General features: G+C 72.4%; 15 protein-coding genes and 1 pseudogene. 7 read left to right on the top strand and 9 right to left on the bottom strand.

What is annotated here, in order from left to right; translation table 11 throughout:
* Positions 1-7: 7 nt before the first annotated feature.
* Positions 8-664, bottom strand: a complete 657-nt coding sequence (locus BX283_RS05330) for a maleylpyruvate isomerase N-terminal domain-containing protein (RefSeq protein WP_101386497.1) — start codon at positions 662-664, stop codon at positions 8-10.
* Positions 665-756: 92 nt separating this feature from the next.
* On the opposite strand from BX283_RS05330, the gene BX283_RS41410 reads away from it, so the two are divergent.
* A complete protein-coding gene (locus BX283_RS41410) occupies positions 757-1,332 on the top strand; it encodes a hypothetical protein (RefSeq protein WP_257582005.1) in 576 nt (191 codons plus the stop codon).
* Between the two features lies 1 nt (position 1,333).
* On the opposite strand, the gene BX283_RS05320 is transcribed toward BX283_RS41410, so the two are convergent.
* On the bottom strand, positions 1,334-1,672 hold the full coding sequence (locus tag BX283_RS05320; protein WP_101386496.1) for a helix-turn-helix domain-containing protein: 339 nt from the start codon (positions 1,670-1,672) through the stop codon (positions 1,334-1,336).
* 141 nt (positions 1,673-1,813) lie between these two features.
* Here BX283_RS05320 and BX283_RS05315 point away from each other — a divergent pair, with 141 nt between their 5' ends.
* Positions 1,814-2,287, top strand: a complete 474-nt coding sequence (locus tag BX283_RS05315; protein ID WP_257582003.1) for an ANTAR domain-containing protein — start codon at positions 1,814-1,816, stop codon at positions 2,285-2,287.
* Between the two features lie 165 nt (positions 2,288-2,452).
* Here BX283_RS05315 and BX283_RS05310 read toward each other — a convergent pair whose 3' ends face one another.
* On the bottom strand, positions 2,453-2,965 hold the full coding sequence (locus BX283_RS05310) for a hypothetical protein (RefSeq protein WP_101386494.1): 513 nt from the start codon (positions 2,963-2,965) through the stop codon (positions 2,453-2,455).
* A 210-nt stretch (positions 2,966-3,175) separates the two neighbouring features.
* On the opposite strand from BX283_RS05310, the gene BX283_RS05305 reads away from it, so the two are divergent.
* Complete coding sequence (locus BX283_RS05305) at positions 3,176-3,412, top strand: WhiB family transcriptional regulator (RefSeq protein ID WP_257582001.1); 237 nt, start codon at positions 3,176-3,178, stop codon at positions 3,410-3,412.
* Between the two features lie 48 nt (positions 3,413-3,460).
* Here BX283_RS05305 and BX283_RS05300 read toward each other — a convergent pair whose 3' ends face one another.
* Together BX283_RS05300 and BX283_RS05295 are read right to left on the bottom strand one after the other, a co-directional pair.
* The gene (locus BX283_RS05300) at positions 3,461-3,835 is read right to left on the bottom strand and encodes a VOC family protein (RefSeq protein ID WP_101386493.1); all 375 of its coding nucleotides are present in this window, start codon (positions 3,833-3,835) and stop codon (positions 3,461-3,463) included.
* A 168-nt stretch (positions 3,836-4,003) separates the two neighbouring features.
* On the bottom strand, positions 4,004-4,588 hold the full coding sequence (locus BX283_RS05295) for a TetR/AcrR family transcriptional regulator (protein ID WP_101386492.1): 585 nt from the start codon (positions 4,586-4,588) through the stop codon (positions 4,004-4,006).
* Between the two features lie 139 nt (positions 4,589-4,727).
* On the opposite strand from BX283_RS05295, the gene BX283_RS05290 reads away from it, so the two are divergent.
* Positions 4,728-5,576, top strand: a complete 849-nt coding sequence (locus BX283_RS05290; protein WP_101386491.1) for a class I SAM-dependent methyltransferase — start codon at positions 4,728-4,730, stop codon at positions 5,574-5,576.
* Between the two features lie 38 nt (positions 5,577-5,614).
* Here BX283_RS05290 and BX283_RS05285 read toward each other — a convergent pair whose 3' ends face one another.
* Positions 5,615-6,709, bottom strand: coding sequence for a glutamate--cysteine ligase (locus BX283_RS05285; protein ID WP_101386490.1), 1,095 nt, complete (start codon positions 6,707-6,709; stop codon positions 5,615-5,617).
* Positions 6,710-6,887: 178 nt separating this feature from the next.
* Between BX283_RS05285 and BX283_RS05280 the strand changes: the two genes are divergently transcribed.
* Entirely contained in the window at positions 6,888-7,865 is a 978-nt protein-coding gene (locus tag BX283_RS05280; RefSeq protein WP_101386489.1) for an SMP-30/gluconolactonase/LRE family protein, read from the top strand.
* 27 nt (positions 7,866-7,892) lie between these two features.
* Here the strand turns inward: BX283_RS05280 and BX283_RS05275 are convergent.
* Positions 7,893-8,054: pseudogene (locus tag BX283_RS05275) on the bottom strand (SAM-dependent methyltransferase); the annotation flags it as partial.
* Between BX283_RS05275 and BX283_RS05270 the strand changes: the two are divergent.
* Both BX283_RS05270 and BX283_RS05265 read left to right on the top strand, forming a co-directional pair.
* Entirely contained in the window at positions 7,980-8,363 is a 384-nt protein-coding gene (locus BX283_RS05270) for an SDR family oxidoreductase (RefSeq protein WP_101386488.1), read from the top strand. The pseudogene BX283_RS05275 and the gene BX283_RS05270 sit on opposite strands and share 75 nt — an antisense overlap.
* 109 nt (positions 8,364-8,472) lie before the next feature.
* Complete coding sequence (locus tag BX283_RS05265) at positions 8,473-9,339, top strand: SDR family NAD(P)-dependent oxidoreductase (protein ID WP_101386487.1); 867 nt, start codon at positions 8,473-8,475, stop codon at positions 9,337-9,339.
* Positions 9,340-9,373: 34 nt separating this feature from the next.
* Here the strand turns inward: BX283_RS05265 and BX283_RS05260 are convergent, their stop codons facing one another.
* Both BX283_RS05260 and BX283_RS05255 read right to left on the bottom strand, forming a co-directional pair.
* The gene (locus tag BX283_RS05260) at positions 9,374-9,793 is read right to left on the bottom strand and encodes a hypothetical protein (protein ID WP_143676386.1); all 420 of its coding nucleotides are present in this window, start codon (positions 9,791-9,793) and stop codon (positions 9,374-9,376) included.
* 114 nt (positions 9,794-9,907) lie between these two features.
* A complete protein-coding gene (locus BX283_RS05255) occupies positions 9,908-12,190 on the bottom strand; it encodes a polysaccharide lyase 8 family protein (protein WP_218976512.1) in 2,283 nt (760 codons plus the stop codon).
* Positions 12,191-12,483: the final 293 nt, after the last annotated feature.

Genomic DNA, 12,483 nt, shown 5'->3' with positions numbered 1-12,483 from the left:
GGCCCGGTCAGCCCAGGACGAACGGCAACCGCGCGGCCAGCGCGCCGAGTTCGGCCTTCTCGGCCGCCGTCGGAGCCCGGCGGCCGGTGCCGATCAGGAGCGCGTCGGTGTCGGTGAACGACGCGGGGAACGCCGCACCGGCGATCTCCTCCAGCATCGCGCGGGTCCGGGCCAGGCCCTCGGTGGGCGGCCCGGGCACCTCCGGTAGGTGCGCGATCAGGTCGAGGTGGTGCAGCGTCCACTCCAGGACGTACGCGGAGAGGTAGTCGGCCACGGTCAGCACCTCGTCGCGGGTGCTCACCCGGGCGGTGGGATCCGCGAGCCGGGCGGCGCGGCCGGCGGCGGAGCCGACGTCGTCGAGGTGGAACGTGAGCAGACGCGGTTCCTGATATGCGGCGGCCAGCCGTACGGTCAGCGCGTCGAGCGGGTCCTCGCCGGTCGGCGGCCGGTCCTCGACGGTCCAGTACGTCACCGCGTCGACGGTCGGTTCCCCGTCGGCGGGGGTGGCGAGGGTGATCAGGACGTCCTGCGCGTCGATGACCAGGTGGCAGACGAGATCCCGTACGAGCCAGCCGGTGCAGCCGGACGGCCGCTCGAAGTCCTCGTCCGGGAGGTCGGCGACCGCCGTGCGCAACGCCGTCCACGAGCGTGAGAAGAGATCCACCTGAGCAAGGTAGTGCGGCGCCGGAACGGCGAACAAGCCTATTTGGCGGGTGTGGTGACCTCGGCCTCGACCGCGCGGGGGAGAATCGCGTCATGACGATGATCAGCACGGGGCGGATACGGGCCGGGATGCTGCCGATGGCGGTGCTGGCCCTGCTGCTGACGGGGTGCGGCACCGAGCGGGCGGGGAGCGGCGCCGGTGCGGACCGGACGCCCTCGCGGACCCCGGTGGCGACGCCCAGCACGCCGGTGGACTCCCCGTGTCCGAGCGAGAGCCCCACGTCGGCGCCTGCGACGGCCGGCACGACCCCGGCCGTGCCGCCCGCCGACCACTACGCCGAGAACCACGGGTTCATGGTTCCCCTCCCGCTGCACGGCAAGCGGCGCTGCGAAGGGCTCCAGGCCGTCGGACGCGTCGAGCGGGCGCTCGAACCGCTGCGCAAGCGCCGTGACTTCGCCCCCGAGAGCACCCGCACCGCGCTCACCGGCCTCGGCTATCCGGCCGGGCGGGTCAGCTCGTACCAGAACGGCCCCACCGGGGTCGGCTTCCTGATCGACGCGTTCCCGCTGTGCGTGGAGGGCACCATGGACCGCCAGTCGACCAGGGCGGAAGCTTTCGGCGGCTATCCCGACCACTCGGGCTGCGACCGCCCCAGCGGCGGTCACTGAGTCACTGAGAAGCGGACTCGCGGTCGCCGCGGTGGACCTCGTCGTGGGCGAGCAGGGCGAGGAGGGAGGCGACGGTGAGGCCCGCCGCGGCCTCGGCCGGGTGGCGCAGGACCTTGCTCGGCTCGATCCGGTAGGTGTTGCCGCGCCCCGCACGCGTGTGGGAGAGGAATCCGGCCTGCTCCAGATCGGCGATGATCTTCTGGACCGCGCGCTCCGTGAGTCTGCAGCGCGAGGCGATGTCGCGGATCCGCACGCTCTGATTCTCCGCGATGGTGGCGAGCACGCGTGCGTGACTGGTGATGAACGTCCATCCCGTGTGCGATTCCAGCACTTCACCCATGGTTCGAATCGTACGCCCTGGGCTTCGTGTATAGGAACAGGCGAATCTGACTTCATGTATCACTTGACGTGTCTCCCGCTCGAAGGCGACGCTGTGCACGGAGGAAGGACCCGACCATCCAGAGCACACCGGGAGATGGCCATGGCGCAGCCGTCACAGTCTGCGGAGACCGACGACATGGGCTCGGTCGACACCTGCGCGGTGCCCACACGCCCCATTGGCGGGCTGGACATCGGCGAGTCGGCGCCGTGCCCGCCCGAAGTCGTCGCTGTCGTCCCGGCAGTCCCGGATGTCTCCCACGGCCGTCCCGCTCCCGCGACGGATCCCGGTCTTGAACTCGACCAGCTGCGGCGGGCGATGGAGAGCCGGGGAACGATCGACCTGGCCCGGGGTGTCCTCATGGCCGCCTTCGCCATCAGCCCGGAGACTGCCTGGAGCGCGCTGGTCATGACGTCCCAGAACACCAACACCAAACTGCACCTGGTGGCCCAGCAGGTGGTCGACTCCGCCGGAGGCACCGCGCTGCCCCAGCCGGTTCAGAAGCAGCTCTCGGCGGCGATCGCCAAGCTCACCAGGGAGGGCGTCGACCGCCGCGCCGGTGGTGAGCGACCGTAGCCGCCGCCGGTCGTACGCCGGTCCGCGTTCTGAGGTTTTCACCGCGGTGTACGAGGTAGTCCGGTAGAGCGGTTCCTTCGTACGGAGGACGTAGGCGCCGGACAGGTTGGGACCAACAGCCGCCGGCGCCGCCGGCCTCGCCCCCGTCAAGGGGGAAGCCGCGGTTCAGAGCGCCGCTCGGCCCGGGAGTTCCTCGCCGCAGCGAGCGCAGTAGCGGGCGTCGGCCTCTGTGGCCAGGCGCCCGCATGCCGCGCAGACGCGGTCCAGCGAGCAGGGCGCCTCACCGCCCTCGTCCGCCTCGGTGCCCGCGGTACGGGAGCCGATCCGCAGTCCGGGGCGTCGCTGGTGCACGGAGAGGTACGCGAGGCCGTTCGGCCCCGCGAGCAGGGCCCGCCGTGCCGTTCTCGGGAGCCAGGCCACGGACCCCGGCTCCATCGCCAGCCGTTCCACCCCGTTGTCGAGGTGGCCGTCCCCTTCGACCACGACCACCAGTACATCCAGCTCGGACTCGACGTGCTCGGCCACGGCCGCGCCCGCGGACAGCCGCACCAAGTTGGCGTCGAGCTGTCGGCCCCGCTCGGCCAGCCGCCACAACGCGCCCCCCTGTCCCTCCTCGGCCGCGGCGACGGCCTCATGGACGGCTACCAGTACTCGGGACGTCTCGACTGGGGCGTGCAACGGTCTCTCCTGACGGCGCTGGCGGACGCTGACGGGTCTGGACGCGCACCGTACCGGATCCGGGCGGCCGTCGGGACGCCTTGCACCGCATGGCGGTAGCGGATATTCCGCTTTCCGTCCCCAGGCGTCCCTCACACGAGTGGCGGCTGTTTGGTCATGGTGTCCCAGGGCACTCGCGGCTGCATGGAGTGGCTCAATGACCAAGAATGGATGCGTGAAGCGGCCTGCGTCGGCGTCGACCCGGAACTGTTCTTCCCGGTCGGCCACACCGGTCCGGCGATCGAGGATCGAGCCGCCGCTCAACGCATCTGCCGAAGCTGCCCCGTAGCCCAGCAGTGTCTTGAGTACGCTTCCGCCTCCGGGCAGGTCACGGGGGTGTGGGGCGGCCTGACGGAGGAGGAGCGGGCGCGGATGCGGCGGCGCGGCAGGCGGCGGGCACGGCGGTGACGGCATGACCCGCGAGGTGATCGGCCGTCGCGCCCGTGCCGGGCGACGTCACTCCCGGCAGAGACAGAAGGGGTGGCCCGCCGGGTCCGCGTAGACACGGAAGCCGCGTTCGCCGTTCCGGTCGTCCAGGTCGAGCGGCGTGGCTCCCAGGGCCAGCACCTGCCGCTCGGCCGCGTCCAGGTCGCGGACGTGGAAGTCCAGATGCATCTGCTGCGAGTTGTCGTCGGCGCGCGGCCACTTCGGCGGGGTGTGGCCGGGGGCGAGCTGGAAGGCGATGCGGTGGCCGCCGGGAGCGTGGAGGTCGTACCAGTCCTCGTCGCTGTCCTTGGTCACCTCTCCGCCGAGGACCTCCGCGTAGAACTCCGCGAGCGCCCGTGGGTCCGGGCAGTCCAGGGCCACGAGACAGTAGGTTGCGATGGCCATACCGGTTTCCTCATGGGTCGATTGATCACCTCGGCTGATCGAGGCTGATTGTCACGCCGACCGCCGGGGCTTGGTGCGCTTACCGGTACCCGCTATCCCTTCGGGTACGCGGACGGTGTCGGCAAATGAGTGACCGTGCGGGCGTTGCCCCGGCCGCCCGCAGCGGCCCTACTCGCCCACCAGGGCCCCCACCAGGCGCGTCAACTGCGCCCGTGGGTCGGGGGTGCCCGGCCAACTGGTGAGCAGGAGGTGATGGGCGCTGCCGACCAGGGCCAGGGCCGTGGCCGCCGGGTCGACGGTCCGTGCCACTCGCGTCAGCTCGCGTTCGGCCAGCAGGTACTCCGCGATGGCCTCCTGGATCGCGGCGAAACCGGGCGCCCCGGCCTCCAGTGCCTCGCGGATGCGCAGCGCGGCGGCGGGGCGTGTCATGGCCAGCCCCGCGACGGCCGGGCCGCCCGAGTCGAGCAGCGCCAGGGCGACGCCCTCCACGTTCCCCGCCACCGAGCCGTGCCCGATGAGCCCCGACAGCGCCTGGGCCTTCGTGGCCGTACGGGCGAACCGGTCGAGGCAGAGCTCCGCGACGAACTCGTCCAGGCCCGCGAAGTGCGTGTGCAGCAGCCCCTTGGCGCACCCCGCCTCGGTGGTGACGGCACGGCTGGTCAGAGCGCCGGGCCCGCCCTTTTCGAGGACCCGCTCGGCGGCCGCGAACAGCCGCTCCCGGACATCTGGCGTCGCCACTCCGCGCGGTGACATGGACCTTCTCCCGTATCGCTGAGGCGGGTCGGCGAGCGCGTTCCCCGTACGCCGGATCCTAGCCGGGGTTGCCAGTATGGGCACGCGCCCATACTGTTTGGGCGTTCGCCCATTCTCCGTCGCTCTGCAGGAGGCTCTCGTGCCCGACATCGTCAACACCGAGCAGGCGCAGGCCTGGAACGGGGCCGAAGGCGCCCACTGGGCCCGCAACCAGGACCGCTGGAACGCCGTGAACGAAGGCTTCAACGAGCCGCTGCTCGACGCCGCCGCCCTCACCGAGGAAAGCCGGGTCCTCGACATCGGCTGCGGATCCGGCCAGACCACCCGGCTCGCCGCGCTCAGGGCGCCCCGTGGGCACGTGCTCGGCCTCGACCTGTCCGGCCCGATGCTGGCCGAGGCCCGCGCCCGGGCGGCGCGCGACGGGTTGTCCACCATCGCTTTCGAGCAGGGCGACGCCCAGGTCCACCCCTTCGAGCCGGGCGCCCACGACTCGGCGCTGAGCCGCTACGGGGTGATGTTCTTCGCCGACCCCGTCGCCGCCTTCGGCAACATCGGGCGGGCGCTGCGACCGGGCGGGCGGCTGGCGTTCGTGTGCCCGGCGGCCGCCGGACGCAACGGCTGGGTGGAGGCGCTCTCGTCGCTGAGCGGTCTGCTGCCCCTGGGCGATCTGGCACGGCCGGGTCTGCCGGGCATGTTCTCGCTGGCCGACCCGGCCCGCATCCGCGAAGTCCTCACCGGGGCCGGGTTCACCGCCGTCACCGTCACTGAGTCGCAGGCGTACGGGACCTGGGGGAGCGGGGCGGCGGACGCGGCGGACTTCCTGCTGGGCACGGGTCCCGGCAGCCACTTGATGCGGCAGGTGGACGAGGCGACGCGGGCCCGCGCCCGCCGGACGCTGGAGGACCGGCTGCGCGCCCACGAGACGCCCGACGGCACGGTCCGGCTGCTCAGCACGTCATGGCTCGTCACGGCGGACCGTTCGGCCTGACCACGGGGCTCCACCGTCCCGCCGTTCGGCTCCGCGCGTCAGGCCAGCAGGCTCTGGCTCGTGATCAGGTCGAGCGCCGCGGGAATGCCGCCCTCCGCGAATGCCTGGAGCTGCCGGTCCGCTCCGGTTCCCTGGCGCAGAAGCCGGTGGAGGAGGGAGTTCACCTCACGGGTGTCGCCGTTCGCCTCCAAGGCGGGGCCGATGTGCAGGGTCAGGTCGGACAGGATGTCGCCGCAGGCGCGCAGTTGCCCGGCGGGGTCGACCAGCATGCCGGTCAGCCCGTCGCGGGCGGCGCGCCAGGTCGCGGCGTGGAGCAGTTCGTCCGGGCACTCGGGTGCGGGCTTGCCGTCCTTCTGCTCGCGGATCGCCGTGGCGACGAGCGCGCGGACGATCCCGGCGAGCATCACCGCGTCATCCGCCCGCAACTGCACATCCGGGCAGCGCACTTCGACGGTCGGGTAGCGCTCGGACAGGCGCGCGTGCCAGTACAGCTGGCCGCTGTCGAGCACCGCCCCGGCGGCCATCAGCGCCTTCGCGCGGCTCTCGTAGTCGTCGAGGTCGGCGAAGCGCGGCGGGGGCCCGCTGACCGGCCAGCGGCTGAAGACCAGCGTGCGCCAGCTGGCGAAGCCCGTTTCGCGGCCGTCCCACAGCGGCGAGTTGACCGAGAGCGCGAGCAGGGTGGGCAGCCACACCCGGATGCGGTTGAGCACGGCGACGCCCACCTCGCGGTCGGGCACCCCGACGTGGACGTGCATACCGTTGATCAGCTGTTCGTCGACCAGTTGCCCCGCGCTCGTCTGCATCGCCAGATAGCGCGGGCGGTCGGTGACGGGCATGGGGGCCGCGCCCGTCACGGGAGCGGCCGCGACGGCCGCCAGCCGACAGCCCAGCTCCTCGGCGGCGGCCCCGACGGCGTGCCGCAGCCGCAGCAGATGGCCGCCCGCCTCCTCCAGCGCCACACAGACCGGTGTCGCCACCTCCACCTGCGCCTGGAGCAGCTCGGACTGCACCTCCCGCGCCTCGACGGTGGGCCCGAGCCCGGCGGCGGCGCGCACCTCTTCCGCGCGGGGGACCGGGTGCCCGGTCGCGGGGTCCAGCAGCAAATACTCTTCTTCGACCCCAAACGTGATCATGGCTTGCGAGTACCCCGTGCGGACCGGGTGAACCGGCGCCACGCTCGCGGCCCGCCACCCCGGGCGCGGGCGCGATCGGCGCCCGCGTGTTTTTCGGGCGTCGCGGCCGGGCACCTGGGAGGAGGCCGATCCCGTACGAGGAAGATCGCGACGGGGTGTCACGCCGAGAAGGGATCCCATGCCCACTGCCCCCGCACCCACCGCGTTACCGCCGCTCCGCCTCGTCGAGCTGGGCGGCGTGGGCCCCGAGGATGTCGTCTTCGACGGGGCCGGGCGCCTGCTGACCGGTGTCGCGGACGGCCGCGTCCTGCGGATCGGCCTCCCCGAGCCGGGCGGGCCCGACCGCCCCGCCGAGGTCAGGGAGGTCGGGCGCACGGGCGGGCGGCCCCTCGGCCTCGAAGTCCTGCCCGACGGGCGGCTGTTGGTGTGCGACGCGCGGCGCGGCCTGCTGCGGCTCGATCCGGACGGCACGGCGGACGTCGAGGTGCTGGCCGACTCGGTGGCGGGGGCGCCCCTGCGGTTCTGCAGCAACGCCGTGGCCGCGTCGGACGGCACGGTGTACTTCACGGTGTCCAGCCGCCGTCACGGCCTCGACGACTGGCTGTCCGACATCGTCGAGCACCGGCCCACGGGCCTGCTGGCGCGGCTGGCACCCGGAGGCGAGCCCGAAGTGGTCCTCGACGGGCTCCAGTTCGCCAACGGCGTGGCGCTGGCCGCCGACGAGTCGTTCCTCGCGGTGGCCGAGACCGGTGCCCGACGGCTGACCCGGCTGTGGCTGACCGGCCCCGCCGCGGGCCGCCACGACACCCTGGCCGACGACCTGCCGGGCTTCCCCGACAACATGTCCCGCGGCCCCGGCGGTGGATTCCGGGTCGCGCTCGCCGGGCCGCGCATGCCCCCGCTGGAGTGGCTGCACCGGGCCGCGCCCCGGGTGCGCCGGGCGGTGGCGGCCACGACCCGGCGGCTGCCGCCCCCGCCTGCCCTGGGCGGCGCCCGCGTGGTCGAGGTGGACGCGTACGGCCGGGTGGTGCGCGAGCTGCGGGGGCGCGGGTACCGGATGGTGACGGGCGTGGCCCAGTACGGGGGCCGGCTGGCCCTGGGCAGTCTGCGGGAGGAGGCCGTGGCCTGGTGCGACCTGCGCGAGCTCGCGGGCTGACACCGTGGGATCTGGCGCCCGGCCGGTTCAGACGCGGTCCGCCGCGATGAGCAGGTACTGGAAGCTGCCGTTCTCGTACGCGGTCAGGAACGCGTCCTCGATGCCGGTGGCCAGGTGCTCGGCCTGCTTGCGCAGGCGCCAGTACCAGTACGGGAGCGTGGCGGCGGTCAGGTCCTCGACGTGGACCGGGCGTTCGGCAAGGCGCTGTCCGAGGAGTTCGGGCCGCGGGCCGTGCGCGTGAACACGGTCTCGCCCGGCCCGACGCGTACCGCCATATGGGAGGCCGACGACAGCTTCGGCGCCCTCCTCGCCGAGGCGAACGGCGTCGGGCACCAGGAGTTCGTGTCCGCGGTGTCCGCGGCGATGGGCATGACCAACGGCCGCAGGGTCGAACCCGACGAGGTCGCGGCCGTCGTCGCCTTCCTCGCCTCGGACCGCGCGGCCGGTATCACGGGCGCGGACCACGTCGTCGAGGGCGGCGGCATCAGGACGGTGTGAGGCACGCGAACTAGACGAGACGATCCGTCTTGACGGGGGCGCCGGGTGGAGGCATAGTTGCCGCATCAAACGAGACGTACCGTCTCGTCTCTTGTGAGGAGCAACGGATATGCGCACGTCAGCCGGTAAGACCGACCGCGTCTGGTTCATCACGGGCGCCAGCCGCGGCCTCGGTCGCGCCTTCGCCGAGGCGGCGCTGGCGGCGGGCGACCGCGTCGCGGCGGCCGCGCGCAGTGCCGGTCCGCTGGAGGAGCTGGCGGCTGCCCACCCCGGCCGGGTCCTGCCGCTCACGGTGGACGTGACCGACCGGGAGGCGGCGTTCACCGCCGTCGCCGAGGCGGTCGCGCACTTCGGGCGGCTCGACATCGTCGTCAACAACGCGGGGATGCTGTCGATGGGCATGGTCGAGGAGTTCACCGAAGCCGAGGCCCGGGCCCAGCTGGACGTCAACTTCTTCGGTGCGCTGTGGGTGAGCCAGGCGGTGATGCCCACGCTGCGCGAGCAGGGTTCCGGACACCTCGTCCAGATCTCCAGCATCGGCGCGCTGGCCGGTTTCCCCAGCAGCGGCCTCTACGGTGCCAGCAAGTTCGCGCTTGAAGGCATGAGCGAGGCGCTGGCCATGGAGGCGGCCGGTTTCGGGGTGAAGGTGAGCATCGTCCAGCCCGGTGGCTACTGGACCGACCTCTACAGCGCGATGCACACCACCAACGCCCGCGAGGAGTACGCCCCGCTGCGGGCGGAGCTGGAGAAGCAGTTCGCCGAGGGGTCGATCGACAGTGCCCCGGAACTCGCCGCCGAGGCACTGCTCAAGCTCGTCGACAGCGACGAGCCGCCGCTGCGCCTGCTGCTGGGGAGCATGGTCTACGACCTGGCCTTCGACGTCTCCCGCAAGCGGATGGACACCTGGGCCGCTTGGGAGGATGTCAGCCGGGCCGCCGAACGTGCCATACCCGCGCCGGGGGCCGCGGACAAGTAGGAGGGTCCGTGGCCTCACGGCTGGGCCCCCTTCGTCACTGGACGTTGATGGTGGCCTTCCACTGCGGAACGGCGTGCGAGCACACCTGTCCCTGCGGGGCGACACACCTGCGCAGGGAGGTGATCTCGCTGGTGCCGCTCCCCGTGACTTCGAAGACCGCGGTCGCGTCCCCGCCGGGTGACGTGTTGCCGCCGGTCCGCCGCAAGGTGGCGGGCACACTGGCCTGCGGCTCGCTCCACACCCACATGACGCCCTGCTCGCGGTAGGCGGTCAGCCGGACCCTGATCTCGTCCCCGGCGTGCACGGTCACGGTACGGCCGTCGTCGGCATTCGTGAGCGGGATCGTCGCACGGGCGGACGCGGTGTGCGGCGCGGCGGAAACGGTGCCGGTGACCATCGTCGCGGTCACGGCCAGCCCCAGCGCCAGCCCGGTCGCGTACTTCACGGCTTTCACGGTTACCTCCATGGACAGATGACGGACGTAGTGGTGAACGCCCCACGCACCCGTGACGCACTGCCCGAGCCGGAAGATCACCTGAATCGCTGAACCGCTGTGACGAATGGGGTGTCAGCGGACGGTGAAGGAGTGGGTCGCGCCGAACGACCCGGCGACCTTGATGTCCACCACCAGCTTCGGGCGGCTGGCCACCACGGTGACGGTGGGATCCGCGCGTACGACACGGTGACCGGCGGAATCGACCGTGACGCGTACGGTGTCGCCCGTCTGGGTCGGGTCCGCCAGGGAGCAGGTCCAGCCCTCGCGGGTGCGGCCCCACATCGCGGTGGCGGGGCCGGACACCTGCACCCGGTCGACGGCGCCCGCGGTGAAGAACGACGCGCCGGTGAGCTGTCCGTCGAGGCGGACCGCCTGCACCTGGCCCGAGTTGGCCAGCACCTTCCAGCGTCCGGTGGCGCGGCGGGTCTGGGCGGCCGAGGCGCCCGGCAGTACGGCGTAGGCGTAGCTCGCCCCGGTGGGCCGGACCCCGTGGTCGAGCACGATCTTCTGGTAGCGGCGGGTGTACGGGTCGGCGGTGCCGTGGGTGTTGGCGCCGGTGTCGATGCCCAGCCAGGTGCCGGTGCGGTCCTCGCGCAGCAGCGTGAGCGGCTTCTGGTCGTAACCGTCGAGGAGTACATAGCCGCCCGTCCCCTCAAGGTGCAGCCAGCGCGCGCTGGCCACGACGGTGGTGCGGCCGAGCGGTGAGGTGTCACGGACGCCGTCGACGAGCAGGTCGGCGGTGCCCTCCTCGCCCAGGCCGCGGTTCTCGATCGCCGTACGTACGGGGGCGCCGGAGGAGTCGGTGATGGCCGCGCCCAGGCAGATGACCGCGTCGGGGGTGAAGAACCACGCCTTCTTGGCGGACAGGGTGCCGTCCTGCGACACGAAGTCGAGTGCCTGGACGCCGTGTTGGCCGTCGAAGCGCGCGCCGCCCGCGAACGAGCGGGTGGTGCGCGGCGGGTCGGCCGGCAGCGGCGGCGGGGCCGCGTCCTTCACGGTGGTGCCGGGCAGGAGCGTGGCGTCGACCGTTGGCCAGTAGGCGTCGCTGTAGTGGCCCTGCTGCTCGGGAAGGAAGGTGTAGAGCACGCCGTCGCCGGTGTACCAGCCGTGCAGGTTCATGCCGTTGATGGACTCGTAGCGGCAGACGCGCGTCGATCCCGTGCCGAGCGAGGCCGACCACCGGCGGGTGACGTGCACCATCCGGTCCATCTGCGGAAACGTCCGGTGCAGAGGCGTGTCGTCGAAGTCGGTGGGTACGCGCGGCAGTTGCTCGGCGAATTCGACCTCGGGCACCCCGACGGGCTGGAGACCGCCCGCGAACCGGCCCACGTTCGACACGTCGAGGTACGGCGCCCAGGTGCCCTCGGCGATCCAGCGCGCCGCAAGCCGGGACAGCCGGGTCCGTGCCGTGCCCGTCGCGGTCCTCGCCAGCAGCACCACCGAGGCGATGAACTGGTGGCCCGCGTCGTGCCCGGTCTCGCCCTGGCGGGACAGCATCCGGCCGCGCACCGGCTCCATCATCGACCCGGCGAACAGGAACGGCGCGTGCACATCCGTGACGACCTGCTCGAACTTCTCCCGCACGGCGGGCGCGAGCCGGGTCGCGGTGTCCTGGGTGACATACGTCAGGGCGGCGATCGCACTGAGCAGGACCAGGCCGTAGTGGCCGGGGTAGGGCACCACGTCGTGCTGGATGAACGAGCCGTCGGGGTGGTAGCCGTCGCCCCGGGTGGTGCGCCTGGTCAGGTCCGCCGCGCCACCGCCGGCGGTGTCGGTGACCGCCGCGATCCCGGTGGCGACCCGGGCGGAGTCGCCGGCGAGCGCGCCGGACACCACGGTGATGAGCGCCTTGTCCGCGCGGTTGGCGCCCGTCTCCACCGTGGCGGGATTGCTGGTGCGGCGGTTGGGGTCGGCGACGAAGCGCAGGACGGGGCGCAGGACGCGTTCGCGGTCGGGGGCGGGCAGCCGGTCGCCGAGCGCGACGACGGTCTGGAGCAGCCAGTAGGGCACACCTATCTCGTACGAGTACCAGTTGCCGAGCTCGGTGGTGTTCTCGTTGTACTGGGTGCGGTAGAGGGTGTCGAGCGCGGTGGTGATGCGCTCGGGCATCTCCGGCCGGGCCGAGAGGGCGGATCCGGGGGTGGCCCAGTCCACGGCGATGGTCCGCAGCCGGTAGTACATGGAGGGGAAGTAGGTGCTGCCGGGGCCCACCGGCAGGTCCGGCCAGAGCTGGTCGGCGGCGACGTTCATGGCCGCGTCGTAGCCGACCGCGACCTGGTCCAGGGCCGCCACTGCCCGGTTTCTCCTGGGGGAGCTGAGGTTGTTGCCGATCTGGAGCTCCCGATAGGCAGCCACGATCTTGGCGTGGTCCGTTGCGCCTGCCCCATCCCCGGGCGCCGCCGCCGCGGGCACGGCCGACTGGAGCGGAACAGCGGCCGCCACGGCGGCGGTTGCCCCGCATCGCAAGACATCTCGGCGATCAAGCGACATCGCGTGTCCTCACGTCGGAGTCGGCATCGTATGCACCCCACGGGTTATGTATATGAACATGAACCAGATATGGGGACTGCTGGGCTGAGGCAAAGTAGCCCCGGCGCCAAGTTCCCGTCAATGGTTCACGCACTCGATCCGTATAGGTGAACAGCTCA

Origin of the sequence: Streptomyces sp. TLI_146, assembly GCF_002846415.1 — a bacterium.
Lineage (GTDB): Bacteria > Actinomycetota > Actinomycetes > Streptomycetales > Streptomycetaceae > Streptomyces.
The sequence above is the reverse complement of the archived record's forward strand: the minus strand, read 5'-3'. Positions and strand labels throughout refer to the sequence as shown.